This is a genomic window from Bartonella sp. CM120XJJH (genome assembly GCF_042194715.1).
In the GTDB taxonomy this organism is placed as follows: Bacteria; Pseudomonadota; Alphaproteobacteria; order Rhizobiales; family Rhizobiaceae; genus Bartonella.
The window spans coordinates 64,088-80,473 of sequence record NZ_JBHINE010000006.1 but is presented as its reverse complement, the minus strand read 5'-3'; the positions used below and the strand labels follow the sequence as shown (position 1 = coordinate 80,473).

Below are 16,386 nucleotides of genomic sequence, written 5' to 3'. Positions count from 1 at the left end.
AATTTTTTAGAGCACGAGATGCGCTAAAGTTACAAATTCGGAAACCGAGAGCGTTTCAGCACGGCGCGTTCCATCAATTCCAGCTTTTTCTAACAATACTTCACCTCCAAGTGTTTTGAGATTTTGACGAAGCATTTTTCGTCTTTGTCCAAAGGCGGTTTTTGTGACGAGGCTTAGCTTTTGTGCTGAGCAGGCAAGAGGTTGTGTTCGTGGAATAATATGAACAACGGAAGAAGTTACTTTAGGTATTGGTATGAAGGCTTGAGGGGGCACGTCAAAAGCAATTTTAGCAGTGGTACGCCAGCCAGTTAAAACACTAAGACGTCCATAATGAGTAGATTGAGGTTCAGCTGTAATCCGTTTGGCAACTTCACGTTGAAACATCAATGTCATTGATTCATAAAAAGGAGGCCATGGTTCAGTCAAAAGCCAATTTAATAAGAGTTGTGTCCCAATATTATAGGGAAGATTTGCAATAATGCGAGGTTTTTCTGGGCTTATTTCAAAGAGTTTTGTGAAGTCTTGCTTCAGTGCATCATTACAAATAATTTTTAATTTTTTAGGATAGTGCTTTTCTATTTCTAAGAGAGCTGGTATGCAGCGCTCATCGCGTTCTATTGCTGTTACAATGGCACCCTTTGCTAGCAAGGCACGTGTGAGACCTCCAGGACCTGGACCAATTTCAAGAACAGGTTTTCCTTCTATATTGCCTGCATGATGAGCAATTTTAGATGTTAAATTAAGATCAAAAAGAAAATTCTGCCCCAAAGATTTATGCGCTTGTAATCCATATATATCAATGACTTCACGCAGAGGAGGGAGATTATCTATTGGCATGGTATTAAACTATTTTCGGCAAGTTGATTTGCAAGTTTAAGAGCAGCAATAAAGCTTTCGGGAGAGGCTATCCCTTTATCAGCAATGTCAAAAGCAGTTCCGTGATCTGGAGACGTGCGAATAAAAGGTAGACCTAACGTGACATTAACAGTGCTATCAAAGTCTAATGTTTTAACAGGGATAAGGGCTTGATCATGATACATACAAATGGCAACGTCATATGCCTTTCTTGCGCATTCATGGAACATTGTGTCGGCAGGCAGCGGGCCTGCAATCTTGAGTCCTTTCTTTTTAAGAAATTCAATGGCAGGAGTGATAACTTCAATATCTTCTTTTCCCATTGCACCTCCTTCTCCAGCATGAGGATTAAGACCAGCAACAGCTAGTCGGGGTGACGTTATTTTAAACCGTGTTTTTAAGTCACATTCAGTAATAAGTACCGTTTGAATAATCAAATCACGGGTAAGCTGTGAAGGAACATTTTTAAATGGAATATGAACAGTTATTGGTACTGTTTTTAATCGAGGACCTGCTAACATCATAACTGGATGATAATATTTATGAAAAGCTTTATGGGCTAAATCGGCTAAAAATTCTGTATGACCTGGAAATTGAAAACCGGCATCATAAAGATTCTTTTTTGCAATAGGACAAGTGATAAGTGCACATGCATGGCCATTTTGAATCAATTGAACACAGCGTTGAATTGCTTCAATGATTCCAGCTGCATTATTCGATGAAGGTATACCTAATTGATCACTTTGTTTGTTTTTTAACGGTATGATAGGAAGAGCGTTTTGAAAATTTTTTGCGGGATTATCGATTAGAACAGATTGCACCTCAACATCAATCTGTAAAAAACGAGCGCGTGAACGAATAACATCGGGATCAGCAAGAAGTACAAAAGGTGGAATTTGGCGCGTAACACGCAAATTCCACGCTTTTAGTACTATTTCAGGACCAATTCCGGCAGGATCACCACCGCTAACAATAAGAGCAGCCATTATGAATTTTGAATGCGCGCCACTCGCCGCAGCTCTCCTAAATATTTGTTGCTTAATTCTTCAAGTTTTTGCGGGCTTCTTTTTTTACTATCTTGAAGAGAAAATATCAGTCGAGCGACATAATCATCAGAAACTCTTTTTATTTTGCAGACAGCAATTGCTTCAATTCCATCAGATGTTTCTTGTAATTTTGTCATTTTTCCAGCAGGCGTTTCAAGAATAGCTTGTTCCCATGCATTAGGAAGTTGTGGCTCCAAAAACTTTCCTAAGTGGCGGATAGTAACGTCTAAAATACCTCTTGCTTGATTGTGAGCATTGGCACATCCACGGAAATGTGCGCGAAAATTACTTGCTTCTCTTTGACGTCTTTCAAAGATCTCTGAACGACGATGTGCAGGAATGACAAAAACAATTCGCTGTAATGTATATTCGTTGGTTGAAGGTTTTACACCACCATTTTTTAATATTCTGCGTACAGCTTCTTGTTCGCTAATCATACCGGTTTCAGCTTGATAGCGTGCGCTAACAAGACGCCCCCATCCTATTTGTCCACGGATGTAATCTTTAAAGTGTTGCACAGTGATCTCAGTTTGGATCAGAATCTGGTTGAGCTGATCAATCGTCATATTATTTTGTGTCGCAAAATTCTCAAAAGCTCTATCAACTTCATCATTGCTTACTTCAATATTACGACGTTTTATTTCAATATTTTTTAGCTTTTCGTCAACAAGCTCTTTTTTAGCCTGTGCCACCAAATTGCCTTGCTTTTGTTGTAATCTAAGAAAAGCAAGGCGTCTTTGTATATCATAATTTGTGATGGGGTTGCCATTAACTGTAACAACAATAGAAGTCTGCGCAAAGACTGTCGGAATCAAAAATCCATTTATTAGCAGGCTGCTTACGTTCAAAGACGCAATATAAAATAAAGCAAGAAAACGCTTTTTCAATTTATTCATGTAAATAGGCTTTCGCATTGTTTATTAATTCTCATCAACAACTTAAAATACACGCTTTCTTTCATAAAAACAATGATAAGTTAAATGACTGATACATTCCCTTTATAAATTAATCTATCTTTTTTCCGATATCTGCAATCGTACGCAATGAAAGAGAGAAATTAAAGTTTTGCAAGGGTGTTTTTCTGCCTGGATTCGTTACCTGTTGATAACCGAATGTTAACCCGAAACATTCATCCAGATAACTCAAGCTAATTCCTCGCTTTATAAATGTACCAGATACTAAATCATAACCGGCGTTGCTATTAATGGACCAATAATCTGCCAATTTAAGTCCTGTTTGAAAAGAAATTTCTTGGCGCTCTTGAGAATATTCATAATCTGGTTGCTTTGCGATATAGGCATATTGTAGAGACGCCCAAAAATTTTGCCATTTTTGTGATGCTTCGATTTCACTACGGCGGATTTTTCCTGTTTTTTTGTCAAAGCGTCCACGCGTTTCTAAGGAAAAACCACTTTTATGGGTTGTACCAAACATTGCAACATAGTCTGAACGTTTTGCCTCTAAGCTAGAATGAATACCGACATTGAGAAAGTCCTTTTCTGCAAAAGAATTCTTTCCTGCTAGATGAAAGGATTGTCCAACAAGACCATAAAGAGACCAATTGTCATTAAAGCTTCCAGAATATCTTAGACCTATATTGGCTCTTGTACCACCTTCTACACGATCATAACCAGAAAATTTGTCTCGTTGAAAGAGAGTGGTTGCATCAAAGACAAAGCTTTGAGCATCTTCATTAGGAATTTGTCCAATATATTGTTCATTATTGCGTATAAAAATTTGTGCGGTTGGTTCTATAATATGTGTAGAATGATCAGCTGTAATGAGGAAGGGATAGCGTAGTTCCAACCCTGCTGTTGCCATGCCACGAATTTTTGAACCATGAATTGCGGATAAGGCATTGTTTTCTATAGAAGCTGTATGATTTTTGTTTGCATTGGTTGTAATGATATCAGCTCGTAGAGAGAGAAGGGGGGTTAAGATGAGTCCGTTGTGCGTGTTGATGCGCTTTTTCCACTGAAGCTCGTTTGTTAAACGCAAACTATTTCCAGCCATACCAGAAAGTCTTACTGTGTTGAGAGGGTTTCCGTTCTGGTCGGGTGAATTGAAGTCAGCATGACGACGATAAATTGATTGCATATTACTATGGAAGGTAAGCTCTCCATTATAAATGGGTTCATCTGGTGTGAAAAAATAATCGATGCGTGGTAGGACCCATGCTTGCCGAGAGTGACGTTCATAATGAGGATCATTCAATATTGAATCTTGAACTTTAAAATGATAAAAACGCATATCAAAATAATTTTTTCCTGCAAGACCATTCAGATAGATCTGAGAAAGTTGTGTAGGATTGTTATAGTTTTCAAGTTTATAGGCACGACTAAAATGCCGATCTGATTGAGCAAGAATATCCCATCCATAAGTCCAGTGTGAATTAATACGAAAATCCCCCTTTGTCGCCAGCATATAACGGTTTTTATGTTGAGCATCAATCGTGTCGTTATCGAATCTATGCGGTTTCATTTGATATATATGAGCAAAGCGAATATTATAACTCCCCATTTTAAAACGTTGACGCCATTCCCCTTCGGTTAAAAGCCCTTGTTGGGTATAAATGGTAGAAGAAAGGGTAAAATCATAATGAGGGGCGAGATTCCAAAAATAAGAATTCTTTATCCCCATACCGAGATAATCAGTATAAAAAAAGTGAGGAGTAAGCAAACCGCTAGCACGCCTGACAGTTGGATCATAGATCTCAAAATTTGGAAATTTTATAATTGGTACACCAAAAACTTCAAAACTGCTATTTTCAAACCGAATTTTTTTGACGCTATTATTCCATATGATCTTTCTTGCTTTAATTTTCCATAGGACGTCTCGATCTGGTTTATAAGAGCAAGGTTCACAGGCTGTATAGGTTGCATTTTCAAAGACTGTTATGTGATTGTGTTTGCGTGTAGCATTTTGGGCTGAAAAGTGAACGTTGTTGGCTGTATCAATACGTAAGGCATTTACAAAACCCTCGCCCAGATCTTTGGTCATATCAATTTGGTTGGAATAAATTTTATTACCATCCTTTTGAGTAATTTCAACGTTCCCTTGTGCTATAAGCCGCCCTGTTTTTTGATTGTAAATAATTTTTTGAGCGACAACTTTATTGCCATCATATTCGATTTGGACATTACCGTGTGCAGAAACAGTGTTTTCATCACGATTGTAGATGAGTTCATCCGCAGAGAGCAAAAGAGGAGATTCCGGATTTTGAAGGCGACTTTGAGAAGGAGATAGAAGGCTTTGAGCGTGCGCACAATAGGACAAAGCACCTCCTAAAATAACCCCCATAGCACTTTTAAAAGCGAGAGCACCTAATTTTGTTAAAATAGTTTTTTTAAGTGTTAATGCTTTCACTTAGCCATCCTCTTTATGAAGTAAAAAAGAGATTCCTAAGAATAACGCAATAACAACGGGTGTCCAAGCTGCAATAATTGGTGGAATATATCCAGCATTACCAAAAGCTTGAACAAGTACGGAAATAACATAAAGCATAAACCCAGCTATTACGCCACCAAGAATCAACATTCTAGATTGCCCAAAACGTGTAAAATTTAAAGATACAGTTGCTGCAATGAGGGTCATTGCTACAAGCAATGCTGGTAATGCAATCAAAGATTGGAAATACATATCAAAATTATTAGCAGAATAGCCAAATGAACGTGCAATCATAATTTTTTTTGGCAATTGGTAAAATGGAATGGTTGCGGGATTCACTAAACGTTCCGTTAAAAATTCAGGTTTTAGATTGGTTTTTATTTGCAACACGGTAAACTTTTCAGGAGGATGCCCTATTTTATAGATTGTTCCATTTGTTAATAGCCAAAATCCATTAGTCAAGGTTGCTTTTGGGACGTTAATCCAATTTTTGACGGTTGCGTTGTCATTGTATTGTACAAAGGTTGCATCGAGAAGAGAAAGCCCTTGATCGGTGATAGATTTGGCACCAATGGTTGTTCTGCCTAAATTTGTACGCTGTGTTAACCAGTGAATACTTGTATTGTGAAGAGGTGTTAGTACATTGTTATTGCGCCATTCAGTCATCTTTTTTTCTGCTTGAGAAAATCCCCATGCAGCAAGTGGATTAATGAGAAGAATTGAAAATAATCCCAAAAGAAAAGCACCAAAACAAGCTGGCATAAGAAATTGCCATGCAGAAACACCGATTGAACGAGTCACCACAAGTTCAAGTTTTTTGTTGAGCGAGATAAGCGTTGCCATTGCAGAAAAGAGTGCAATGAAAGGGATAAGTTGTTGCATGATAAAAGGGATGCGTAAAACAGAGAGGAAAAATGCATCTTTTGCTGTATAATGCGGAAGGGAAGATAGCCTACCGGAATTCTCTGTGAAATCGATTAAAAGAGCAAGAACAAAAATGCTTCCCCAGAAATAACAAGTTATTTTAAGATAACGTATAAAAAAATATCGTCCAAGTGTCCACCCAATCATGATATTTCATCCGAGGAATCTTGAGATTTTCGATGTTCAAATTTGTTCATTATTTTTTGAAAAGCGATTTGAAGTATCTCATTAACTTTTGTGGGAAGCCCAATTTTATGATTCGTTAAAAGCATAAAAAAGACAAATGCACTTGTTCCTATGGGCATAATATAAAGGAGAGGAACGTATGCAAGATCGTTCTTTGATTTTTCTGCGAAAAAATATCCCATCCAATACACCAGAAAAGAAAGGGCAATTGCCGAGAGATTTGCGGAATGACGCGCTTGTCGATGGGAGCGTACATCCCCTGCCGCTGCTAATGCAATAAGTGAAAAAACAATAGGGTAGAGCCATTGTGTTAATCTGCGGTGAAATTCAGCTTTATATTGGAGTGGTTTTCGTTGATAGTAGGGATCTTTTGGGTCAGGGTTTTGTAAATAAGAAAGAGACCGATCTTTTGGATAAAGAGTAGGTGTTTTATCACTGGGGATAAACTCTCCTAGGCTAAAAGTATATGAGCTAAATTGCACGATTGAAACACTGTTATTTTGATGGTTGACTCTTTCTATTTCACCGTTATTGAGAACCAGAAAACTGCCGTTTTTATTGCTCACAATGGATGCGTCTGTTGCATAATAAAAAAGATCAGTCTTAGGATCACGCTGGTCGGCAATGAAAAGGCGTTCAAGTGTTCCATTTGGATTTCGTTCGCCAATTTCTATGTAAAGGTTATTGGCGAGTTTTTGAAAGCTTCCTTCACTAATGAATAGATTAATAAGATCAAAATGAGCGCTTGCTAGCATTTGTCGCATATGAAGACGCGCTTGAGGAACAACAAAATTAGCTATAGAAAAGGAGATACAGGATGCAACAATAGCAAGAAGAAGGATAGGTTTCCAAACAGTACTTTTAGGAAAACCAGAGGCATTTATGACAGCAAGTTCTGAGTCTTGATGCATTGCTGAGAGGATGGTTGTAACTGCGATCACTAATGCAAATGGAATGACAAGAAAAATAACAGAAGGAACCAATGAGAGTGAAAATTGTAAGACTGTAAGGAGTGTTTGTTTACTTGTTGTGAGAAAGTTTATCCGTGCAAGAATTTGTATAGTCCAACTAACGCCCACTGCAGCAATCATGACAGAACTAAACAAAACAAGGACACGTTTCAGGATGTAGAACTCAATAATACGCATAAATTGGGGAAAATCCTCAGTTTTTAATTCGATAGCAAATATTTTTACTGCTTTCGGTTAAAATGTAATAAAGTTTGAAAAAATATCCTTTCATGAATTGGATATTTTACCAAATAAATAATATAAAATTGCCTATGAGGTCCTCTTTAAATTTTCCGCACATTATATTTTATTTTCAACTATAGTCTACAAAGAATCTAGAAAATAACTTAATTTTTTTTATTAACGTTGAAAATAAAAACTTTTGTCTTTTAAAGGACACGTGCAAAAAGGTGATGCATCTTAATCAAAAAAGAGGGTTTATATCTTGAACCGTTTCCTTTGTATTAGGGATATAGAAGTTTTTCTAAAAAGATGTTAGCTTTTTTATAAAGAATGATGAAGGCTTAAGAGGTTGGATATTTTATTCTATCATTTGACGCAGTCAACGCTAAAAGATATTTTGCCGACGCTTGTAGAGCGTGCATTGGCTCGTTTTTGTAAGGTAACAATACAATGTGTAAGTGAAGAACAACGCGATTCTATGGATATGCATTTATGGGTTTATGCGGATGAATCATTTATTGGACACGGAACTGAGTGTGATCAATATTCAAACTTTCAGCCTGTATTTCTGACAACAGGACAAGAAAATCCGAATGATTCAAAGGTTCGTTTTCTCATAGAGGGAGCTGTTTGTTCGGATATTGATGCTTATCAACGGCTTGTCGTGATATTTGATGGTAGCAGTGAAGAGCAGTTGAATCTCGTTCGTACACAGTGGAAAAAATATAAAATGGAAAATCATAATTTAACGTATTGGCAACAGACTGAAGATCGTCGTTGGGAAAAACAGGTTTAATGCGTCTCATCTCTGTTGTTCTGATTTTTATAGGATTGCTGGGAATAGTAAATCCAGCACTTTTTATTACGGAAGGCTCAGGGGGAGGGCGTTGGGTTTTTATTGTGATTTTTCTTTTAGGCATGCTAAAGATATGGCCTATAATTAAAAAAACGAAACGCCATAATGATGATGATTATTGATCGAATTTTGCTTGTTTTATGGGCTGTGATGTTGGCCTTCTTTTGCGTTTCGTGGTTGGGGACAACGCATATCTTATCAGAAATGTTTGCTGTTGCTTATATGAGTAATATTGCAGATTTTTTATTTTTCTTTTTGAGTGCCTTGTTCGCGGGAATATTGTGGTGGAAAATACCGCAACCCCTGTCTTTAAAAACGAAACTGGCAGCATTTTTGCCGCCAGTCCTTATTTTACTTTTCGTTATTATATTTTAGTTGGATATTTCATCATCTGTAAATCCGACGAAGCAAATCAGTGAAATAAAAGAAGCAAGAAGCAAATAATAACCGATATAAGATGTATCGAAATGTTGCACCAGATATTCTGCAATATAAGGAGCGAGAGATGCTCCTATGATAGCAGATAAATTGAAAGTGATAGAAGAACCGGTATATCGAATTGCTGTTGGGTATGGTGAAGCCAAAACAGCACCAAGAGGACTGTATATCATTCCCATGAGAGACAAACCAATAACAGACATTGCAAGGACCCCTATAACTCCAGAATCTAAGAAATAAGGAATTGCGAAAGAATAAATACCGGTGATGATTGTAATCAAAATCATCAAAGTTCTACGTCTAATACGGTCAGCGAGTCTTCCAGTGATGACAGTAAAAATCCCACAAAAAATAGCACCGACAATTTCGATTTGAAGAGCTTGATGAAATGGCAATTGCAAATGGTTTGTTGAATAGCTTAATAAATATGTAGTAACCAAGTAAAACAAAACAAAAGTTGCCATACCAGAAAAGATTCCAAGAAATAGGATTCGTGGACATTTTAAAAAGACATCTATGATAGGAACTTTGACATGCTCTTTGCTTTCAAGAGTTTTTTTGAATTGAACAGTTTCATTGATTGAAAGACGGACCCATAATCCTATAATCATAAAAACAACTGAAGCAATAAAAGGAATACGCCATCCCCAGGCTAAAAGTTCTGCACGATCAAGGAAATGCAACAGACCTAAATAAACAGCAATAGATAAAAACAAACCTATTGAAACGCCTAATTGGGGGAACATCGCATACCAGCCGCGCTTTTCTGGAGGGGCATTTTCTGTTGCGAGCAGAACAGCTCCTCCCCATTCTCCTCCTAATCCAATTCCCTGTCCAATACGGCACAAGGTTAAGAGGAAAGGGGCAAACCACCCAGCTATTTCATAAGTGGGAAGAAAACCAATAATGACTGTTGAGAGACCCATTGTGAGAAGAGAAGCGATAAGTGTCGCTTTTCTTCCAATTTTATCTCCAAAATGCCCAAAAACAACTGATCCAAAAGGGCGGGCAAAAAAGGCTGCTCCAAATATTAGGAAAGATTGTAAAATGGCAGTCTGATCATTTTGTGTTGGAAAAAACACATGAGGAAATATAAGAGCTGCGGCAGTGCCAAAGACATAGAAATCAAAGAATTCAATTGTTGGGCCAATAAGGCTTGCAAATAAGATCCGACGAGGGGAGTTTCTGTTGCTTGTAGCTTTCATTTCTGAGTTTATAGACATGAATAGAATGTCCCTTTCAGTATATGACAAATCAAATGACGAGTTAACTGACTATAACTATAGAAATTTCAAATCAGTGTCGAGTCAATATTATGACACTTCGTTATATATTAGAACAAAGATTATGGATGATGAGTATGAAGAAGTATTCTATATATTATCCAAATTGAATAAAATAAAGACACTGCTTTAAATGCTGTAGCATATGGCAATAGATGGGCATAAATGCAGCTCTCATTCACATTGCTGTTTCCTTTAAAGCTTGATGCCATTTTTATCCATTAAAGAATCAACCTTATTCGCAGATCAGTGTTTAGTGTCTCAAAAGATTAAAAAATTTTTCATGGATGTAATTACAACACTTTTAAAGTGTATCTAAAGCAAATTAAATCTTTTAGTTGCGTATGGATTTTAAAACACATGGTGTATATTTGATCTGTCAGAGCTTAATCCATCGAATGCTTTGTTATCTTAAAAGACATGAGGTTGAGCAATTACATTATGTTGTTTTGGTCTATGCACTTTTTTCTAAATGGGGAAATTTAAATTTGAAATTATGGAGTGCGAATAATGCAGCGCAAATTTAAATTAAGTTTTTATGCATTAATGACCAGTGGTTTTTTTATCAAGATTGCGAGTGCAGATGGAGGGGCGATACCAAGAGAAAAGTTATTCATTCCAGTAAGTATCAGTGAACATCTAGAAGAGACAAGAAAGTTGTTATCGGAAGTGAGGGGATTAAAAGAAAAAAGGGGGGGATCAAAAAGGATAGAGAATAAACAGATAGTAGAAGGAAGGACGTTTTCAGAGGAGGAAAGGAAGAGATTAGAAAACCTATTCTTTGAAGTACTCACAAATTCAATAATAAGTGATGGTGCTACTGTCTATATTACGGACCGTGACTCTGAAAATTCTGAAGTAAATAGCTTTAATTATGAAGATGCAGGCTATTCCATCAATAATACGGTTCAAGAAGGTGGAAAACTCTATATTGATGCAGCAAGTGTTAGCAGGGATACGACAATTGAGAGTGGTGGGATTGAGTTTGTACAAAACCTGAGCATTTCAGAATATGCCACTGTTAAAAAAGGTGGTAAACAAATTGTTGAGAGTGGTGCAAATTCAGAAGGTACTAAAATTTATGGTGGTGATCAGATTATTTTTGGTAAGGGAATCTTGGGAGATGGTTTGTCACGTAAAGATAAAGAAAGTAGTGCTTATAACACCGAAATTTATGCTGAAGATGGAATGCTAGGAATACAAAGTGTCTATAGTGGGGGGATGGCTATTGACACAAAGGTTATGAAAGGAGGTATCCAGAATCTTGATGGTAAAGAGAATTTTAATAATGGATTCTTAGGAGACACTGATACAGCTGGTATAGAAAATGAGGATTTTACAATCAATGAGGGGGCTTTTGCACTTAGTACCGAACTTTTTAAAAATGGTGCGCAGAATATCTTAGCAGGAGGGAATGCAAGCGAAGTTACTTTATATGATAGAGCTACTCAGAAGATATATGATTCTGGATACGCGGATAATCTAACAATTAATCATCAAGCACAATCATGGGTTTTTGCTGGTGCAATATTAGATAAGGATACAAATGTTAATGATTTTGGCACCCTCTATCTTTATGCTGGGAATGGTGAAGCGGTTACGGAAGTAGAAAAGCTTATTTTAAATGGAGAAGATGCCAAGCTATACATTATTGCTGTTGAAGATAATGGCAAAAAATCTCAGGTTAATATCCAGAATGTAACTGGAAGTGGCAGGGTTATTTTTACGTCTTCTGGAGCTGATAAGCATTACTCTAAGCTTAATATTGATGATCTATCAGGTTCTTTACATTTTGATTTTAATGTAAACTTCGCCAAGCATCTTAGTGATTATCTTGTCATTAAAGAAAGTGGTTCAGGTTATCATACAGTCAGTATTATTGATTCTGGAGGTGAGGTTACAGCCCCTTCCCACAAAAAGCTTAAATTAATTTCCGATCATAGTGGAAACGCTCATTTTACTCTAACAAACACTTTTGGTGAAAAAATCAGAGCTATTGATGCCGGAACCTACATGTACAGTTTGAAACAGAGAAAAAATGAGAGCAATGGTAAAATTTGGTATTTAGATGCGAATTATGCCCTTGATGAGACAAATACCTCTTTATTTTCTGATTTTAGCTTGCAACCATCTGCTATGGCTTCATTATCAAATGATCTCACAGAACGCACAATTGAAAAGGGAATGATTGTTACGATTGCTGATCCTAGCTTCAATAGTAACAGTGAGAAAGTTGATAGCAATGGAGAAACTTCAATTAGTAATATAGTTAAAGATGGTGGAAAGCTCTCCATTTATAACGGTGGTTTTAGTTTGTATACGACAATTCAAAGAGGCGGTACTGAGCTTATCAGAACGCAGGGTCTTTCACAGGATAGCACAGTTAAGAGAGGGGGAAAGCAAAAGGTTGAAGATGGGGGGAAAGCTGAAGGGGCTAAAATTTACGGTGGTGAGCAGTTTGTTTCAGGAAAGTCTGATATCAAAGGTGAGATGGTAAGGAGTAGCGCTTATGACACTGTCGTTTCTGGTAAAAATGGAGTGCTAGGATACCAGAATGTGTATGATGATGGAGAGGTTTTTAGCACAAAGATCATGGAAGGAGGGGGACAAAATCTTTTTGTGGAAGAAGATCTAGACCATTATAGCAGTTTTGCATTTGATACGAAGATCTTTTCTGGTGGAGAACAACACGTTTTAGCGGGAGGAATCGCGATTGGTGTTCTCTTACAAGGAAATGCTTTCCAAGCAATAGATTTAGGGGGCTATGTAAAAGATTTAACGATGAAGGATCAAGCACAATCGTGGTTACATTCTGGTGCAACATTAGAAGGAAACACCATTATTCATGATTCTGGACGAATTTATCTTTATGCTGGTGCTGAGCGATCTCGTACTGAAGTAGAAAAGATTGTTTTAAATGGCAAAGATACCACATTATACTCTATTGCTTCCAAGATGGATGGTGAAAGCTCTTTGATTGAGGATTTAAGCGGGAATGGACGCGTTATTTTTACTTCTACCGTGTTTAATCCACATTATTCTAAACTTGAGGTTGGTAATCTTTCAGGTAATTTACATTTTAGGTTTAATACTAATTTTGCAGAACAGCGCGGTGATTATCTTCTTATAAAAAAAGGAGCAGGTCATCACACTATAAGCGTTATCGATTCTGGTGTTGAAATGACCAATTCTCTTCTACAAAATCAGAACTTAGTTTTGGAGCTTGATTTAATTCATGATCAAAGCGGAAATGCGCATTTTACTCTGATAGATTTTTTGGGTGAGGAGATAGCTACTGTTGATAATGGAGTCTACATGTACGCTCTCAAGAAAAGAAATCATAACGGTGGAAAGATTTGGTCTTTATCGACACCATCTACATCGGAAAAAATTTCTACTCCTATCTTTCCTCCATCTCATACGGAGTTGCCTATAGATAAATCTTTTGAGCAAGAAAAGTATAGTTCTCCTTCGGAAGATTCTATAGCCAATTTTGATACAGGTGATTTCAGTTTTTATGCAGAGGATTTCATTACTGCTACAGGTGAAAAAATTTTGCAAAACTCCATACTCGGTGACAATAGCATAGTTTATATTGCTGGTGATGGAGAAATGGATGATTTTAAATTATCCATTAATAATACAGTTCCAGAAACTGCAACACTCTATGTTGAGACTGGTGGTTTTAGTAAGAATACAACAATTGAAAATGGTGGTTCAGAGATTGTAGGGGAACAGGGGATCTCAGAACTTACGATTATTTACGAGGGTGGAAAACAAAGAGTGGAGGGAGGAGGATCTGCATTGAGAGCTGAAATTTATGGTGGGGAGCAGCTTGTTTTCGGAGATGGTTATGTAAATGGTGGAATTGTGGGGAGCAGCGCTTATAACACGACACTTTATGGTCAAGGTGACACGCCGGGACAGCAGAATGTATATGATGGTGGGATGGCTATGGAGACAAAAGTGATGAGAGGAGGAATACAAACTCTTGCTAGATGGTTCGCAGATGATGATGATTTTATACAAAAGAGTGGTGGATTAGCCGTGAATACTGAGGTTTTCGCGGGTGGGGTACAGCGGGTATTAACAGGGGGAGAGGCGGATATTGTGACTTTACACCGCCATGCTGCCCAAGAAGTTCATTCTGGTAGCATTGTAAAAAATCTAACAATTAAAGAAGGAGCCAATTCATGGGTTTTTGCTGGTGCGATGTTGGAAGGAAAAATAAAGATTCATGATTTGGGGCAAGTCCATCTTTATGCTGGAAATAATAGTTTTTATACTGAATATAACAATTATCAGACAACAGTAGACGATATTAATTTAGAGGGAGAAAACGCTAAATTATACTCTATTTCTACTGGATACGGAAATACAGAAACCTATATCAAGAAGCTAAGCGGTGTGGGAAATATTATTTTTACTTCTACAGAATCCGATTTACATTACTCTAAGCTTTATATTGATAATCTTTTTGGGAGTCTACATTTCGATTTTAATGTCAGCCTTGCAGAAGGAGAGGGTGATTATCTCTTTATCAAGAATGGCCGTGGTTCTCACACAATAAGTATTGTAGATTCCGGTATTGAAATTGTTGATCCTTCTTCAACAGAACTTGATTTAATTGTTGATCAAAGTGGAGGAGCACATTTTACCCTGAGAAGCTTTTCTGGTGCAAATATTAAAACCATTGATGGCGGAACCTATACGTATGGTTTAAAACAGAGAATTGATGAGGCTGAGGGTGAAAAGGTTTGGTATTTATCTGCAGTATTTATTGATAATGTTTCATTTCTCAATAGTTTGCCACGTAGTAGGAGCAGGTCTGCGCGGCATTTAAATCAAAATCAACAGGTTTCTTTTCTTTCAACGATTGCAGCATCACAAGAGCATGCTATTAAATTGCCACATCGAAGAAAAAACCGCCAAAAATTAAGGCAAAAATCTCCAGCTTCTGTATCTCTGACTGTTTTAACTCTTGGAAGTCAAGTTATTGAAGGGGCATATCCAGAAAGTTCTCTTCATTTTTCAGATAGAAAACAACAAACTGCTGTTTCAGAATCTTCTCAATCTTTAGCCGATCAAATGATTTTGCGTTCAGTTGATACAGAACAATCTTCTCCACAATTGAGAGAGGCACTTTCAGTTTCTCAGTTTTTAACAACGCCTTCTACAGATGCGGTATTGTCTATGTCTGTTGCTCCAGCGATGGTGTTTCACAATGAAATGCAAACCGTGCGTGCGGGCAGAGGAATTCTAGATAAAAGTAAAAAGAATGCAGCTTTATGGACCTATGCGATCAAGTCTAAAGAGAGTATTGCTACAGAGCATATAGATTTTAAGTTGGATCAGACAGGTATTGTTTTAGGGATCAATAGTTTAAGCGAGTGGGAAAATGGAGAGTTTTATATAGGTGGTTTTGGTAGTTATGACCGCGCACGCATTGCGCATGCACGGGGTGGTATGAGTGGTATCAATACTTATGGTATTGGCGCTTATGTCACTTATTTGGATCATAGTGGATGGTATTTAGATGGTATTTTAAAATATAATCATTATCAAAATACTCTAAAGGCAGTTTCAACGAATGGTTTAGCAATTGAAGGAAGTTATAGGCAATGGGCGGTGGGCACTTCCTTTGAAGCAGGTTATCGAGTTCAGACGTCAAAGAGCAGTTGGTTGCAGCCTTATGGACAATTTACATGGTTGCAAGTTGAGGGTAAAGAAATCAAATTATCGAATGACATGATGGGTGACATGCGTCCATTCACTTCATTACGCAGTGAGGTTGGCTTGTCTTTGGGATATGAATTTGGATCTCGCATGGATTCCTCATCAGTTGCGTATATTACAGCAGCATGGTTGCGTGAGAATAAAGATGACAACCATACATTGATTAATCAACGGCATTCATTTACCACAGACTTATCGGGGAATGCAGGTAAGTTAGGAGTAGGTTTGAGCAGTTTGGTGAGTGAGAAGTTAAAGTTATATGGTGAGGCACATTATATTAAAGGACGTAAAACAAAACAGTCCCTTCAGGGTATTTTAGGTGTACGCTATAGTTTTTAATTATATGGTTATTTTTTAGTTATCTTTAAATGTATGATTGTTTTTAAAGGTCTTTAATGAAAGCTCATAGAACAATTTTTCAGAGCATGCAGGTACGCTTTTCATGATAAGCTGTATACCCTTATATACTTTATTATGCATTG

At 37.3% G+C, this 16,386-nt stretch carries 11 protein-coding genes; 4 read left to right on the top strand and 7 right to left on the bottom strand.

What is annotated here, in order from left to right:
- Nucleotides 1-6: 6 nt before the first annotated feature.
- The 6 genes from rsmA to lptF form a co-directional block, all read right to left on the bottom strand.
- Nucleotides 7-837: a 16S rRNA (adenine(1518)-N(6)/adenine(1519)-N(6))-dimethyltransferase RsmA gene (gene rsmA / locus ACFIKU_RS04215; protein ID WP_375641495.1), complete on the bottom strand. Its 831-nt coding sequence runs from the start codon at nucleotides 835-837 to the stop codon at nucleotides 7-9.
- Complete coding sequence (gene pdxA, locus ACFIKU_RS04210; protein WP_375656777.1) at nucleotides 828-1,841, bottom strand: 4-hydroxythreonine-4-phosphate dehydrogenase PdxA; 1,014 nt, start codon at nucleotides 1,839-1,841, stop codon at nucleotides 828-830. The genes rsmA and pdxA overlap by 10 nt, the downstream gene beginning before the upstream one ends.
- Nucleotides 1,841-2,797, bottom strand: a complete 957-nt coding sequence (locus tag ACFIKU_RS04205; RefSeq protein ID WP_375656776.1) for a SurA N-terminal domain-containing protein — start codon at nucleotides 2,795-2,797, stop codon at nucleotides 1,841-1,843. The genes pdxA and ACFIKU_RS04205 overlap by 1 nt, the downstream gene beginning before the upstream one ends.
- A 109-nt stretch (nucleotides 2,798-2,906) precedes the next feature.
- Nucleotides 2,907-5,267 carry an LPS-assembly protein LptD gene (locus ACFIKU_RS04200; protein WP_375656775.1) on the bottom strand — a complete coding sequence of 787 codons (2,361 nt, stop codon included), beginning with the start codon at nucleotides 5,265-5,267 and terminating at the stop codon, nucleotides 2,907-2,909.
- Entirely contained in the window at nucleotides 5,268-6,359 is a 1,092-nt protein-coding gene (gene lptG, locus ACFIKU_RS04195; protein WP_375641491.1) for an LPS export ABC transporter permease LptG, read from the bottom strand. It abuts the gene before it with no gap.
- A complete protein-coding gene (gene lptF, locus ACFIKU_RS04190; RefSeq protein ID WP_375641490.1) occupies nucleotides 6,356-7,546 on the bottom strand; it encodes an LPS export ABC transporter permease LptF in 1,191 nt (396 codons plus the stop codon). The genes lptG and lptF overlap by 4 nt, the downstream gene beginning before the upstream one ends.
- A 394-nt stretch (nucleotides 7,547-7,940) precedes the next feature.
- Here lptF and ACFIKU_RS04185 point away from each other — a divergent pair, with 394 nt between their 5' ends.
- The 3 genes from ACFIKU_RS04185 to ACFIKU_RS04175 are packed head-to-tail and all read left to right on the top strand — an operon-like array spanning nucleotide 7,941 to nucleotide 8,822.
- Entirely contained in the window at nucleotides 7,941-8,387 is a 447-nt protein-coding gene (locus ACFIKU_RS04185; RefSeq protein WP_375641489.1) for a DNA polymerase III subunit chi, read from the top strand.
- Complete coding sequence (locus tag ACFIKU_RS04180; RefSeq protein WP_375656774.1) at nucleotides 8,387-8,569, top strand: hypothetical protein; 183 nt, start codon at nucleotides 8,387-8,389, stop codon at nucleotides 8,567-8,569. The genes ACFIKU_RS04185 and ACFIKU_RS04180 overlap by 1 nt, the downstream gene beginning before the upstream one ends.
- The gene (locus tag ACFIKU_RS04175; RefSeq protein WP_375641556.1) at nucleotides 8,559-8,822 is read left to right on the top strand and encodes a hypothetical protein; all 264 of its coding nucleotides are present in this window, start codon (nucleotides 8,559-8,561) and stop codon (nucleotides 8,820-8,822) included. The genes ACFIKU_RS04180 and ACFIKU_RS04175 overlap by 11 nt, the downstream gene beginning before the upstream one ends.
- Here ACFIKU_RS04175 and ACFIKU_RS04170 read toward each other — a convergent pair.
- Nucleotides 8,819-10,108, bottom strand: a complete 1,290-nt coding sequence (locus tag ACFIKU_RS04170) for an MFS transporter (protein ID WP_375656773.1) — start codon at nucleotides 10,106-10,108, stop codon at nucleotides 8,819-8,821. The genes ACFIKU_RS04175 and ACFIKU_RS04170 overlap by 4 nt on opposite strands.
- Before the next feature lie 570 nt (nucleotides 10,109-10,678).
- On the opposite strand from ACFIKU_RS04170, the gene bafA reads away from it, so the two are divergent.
- The gene (gene bafA / locus ACFIKU_RS04165) at nucleotides 10,679-16,243 is read left to right on the top strand and encodes a BafA family autotransporter (RefSeq protein ID WP_375656772.1); all 5,565 of its coding nucleotides are present in this window, start codon (nucleotides 10,679-10,681) and stop codon (nucleotides 16,241-16,243) included.
- Nucleotides 16,244-16,386: the final 143 nt, after the last annotated feature.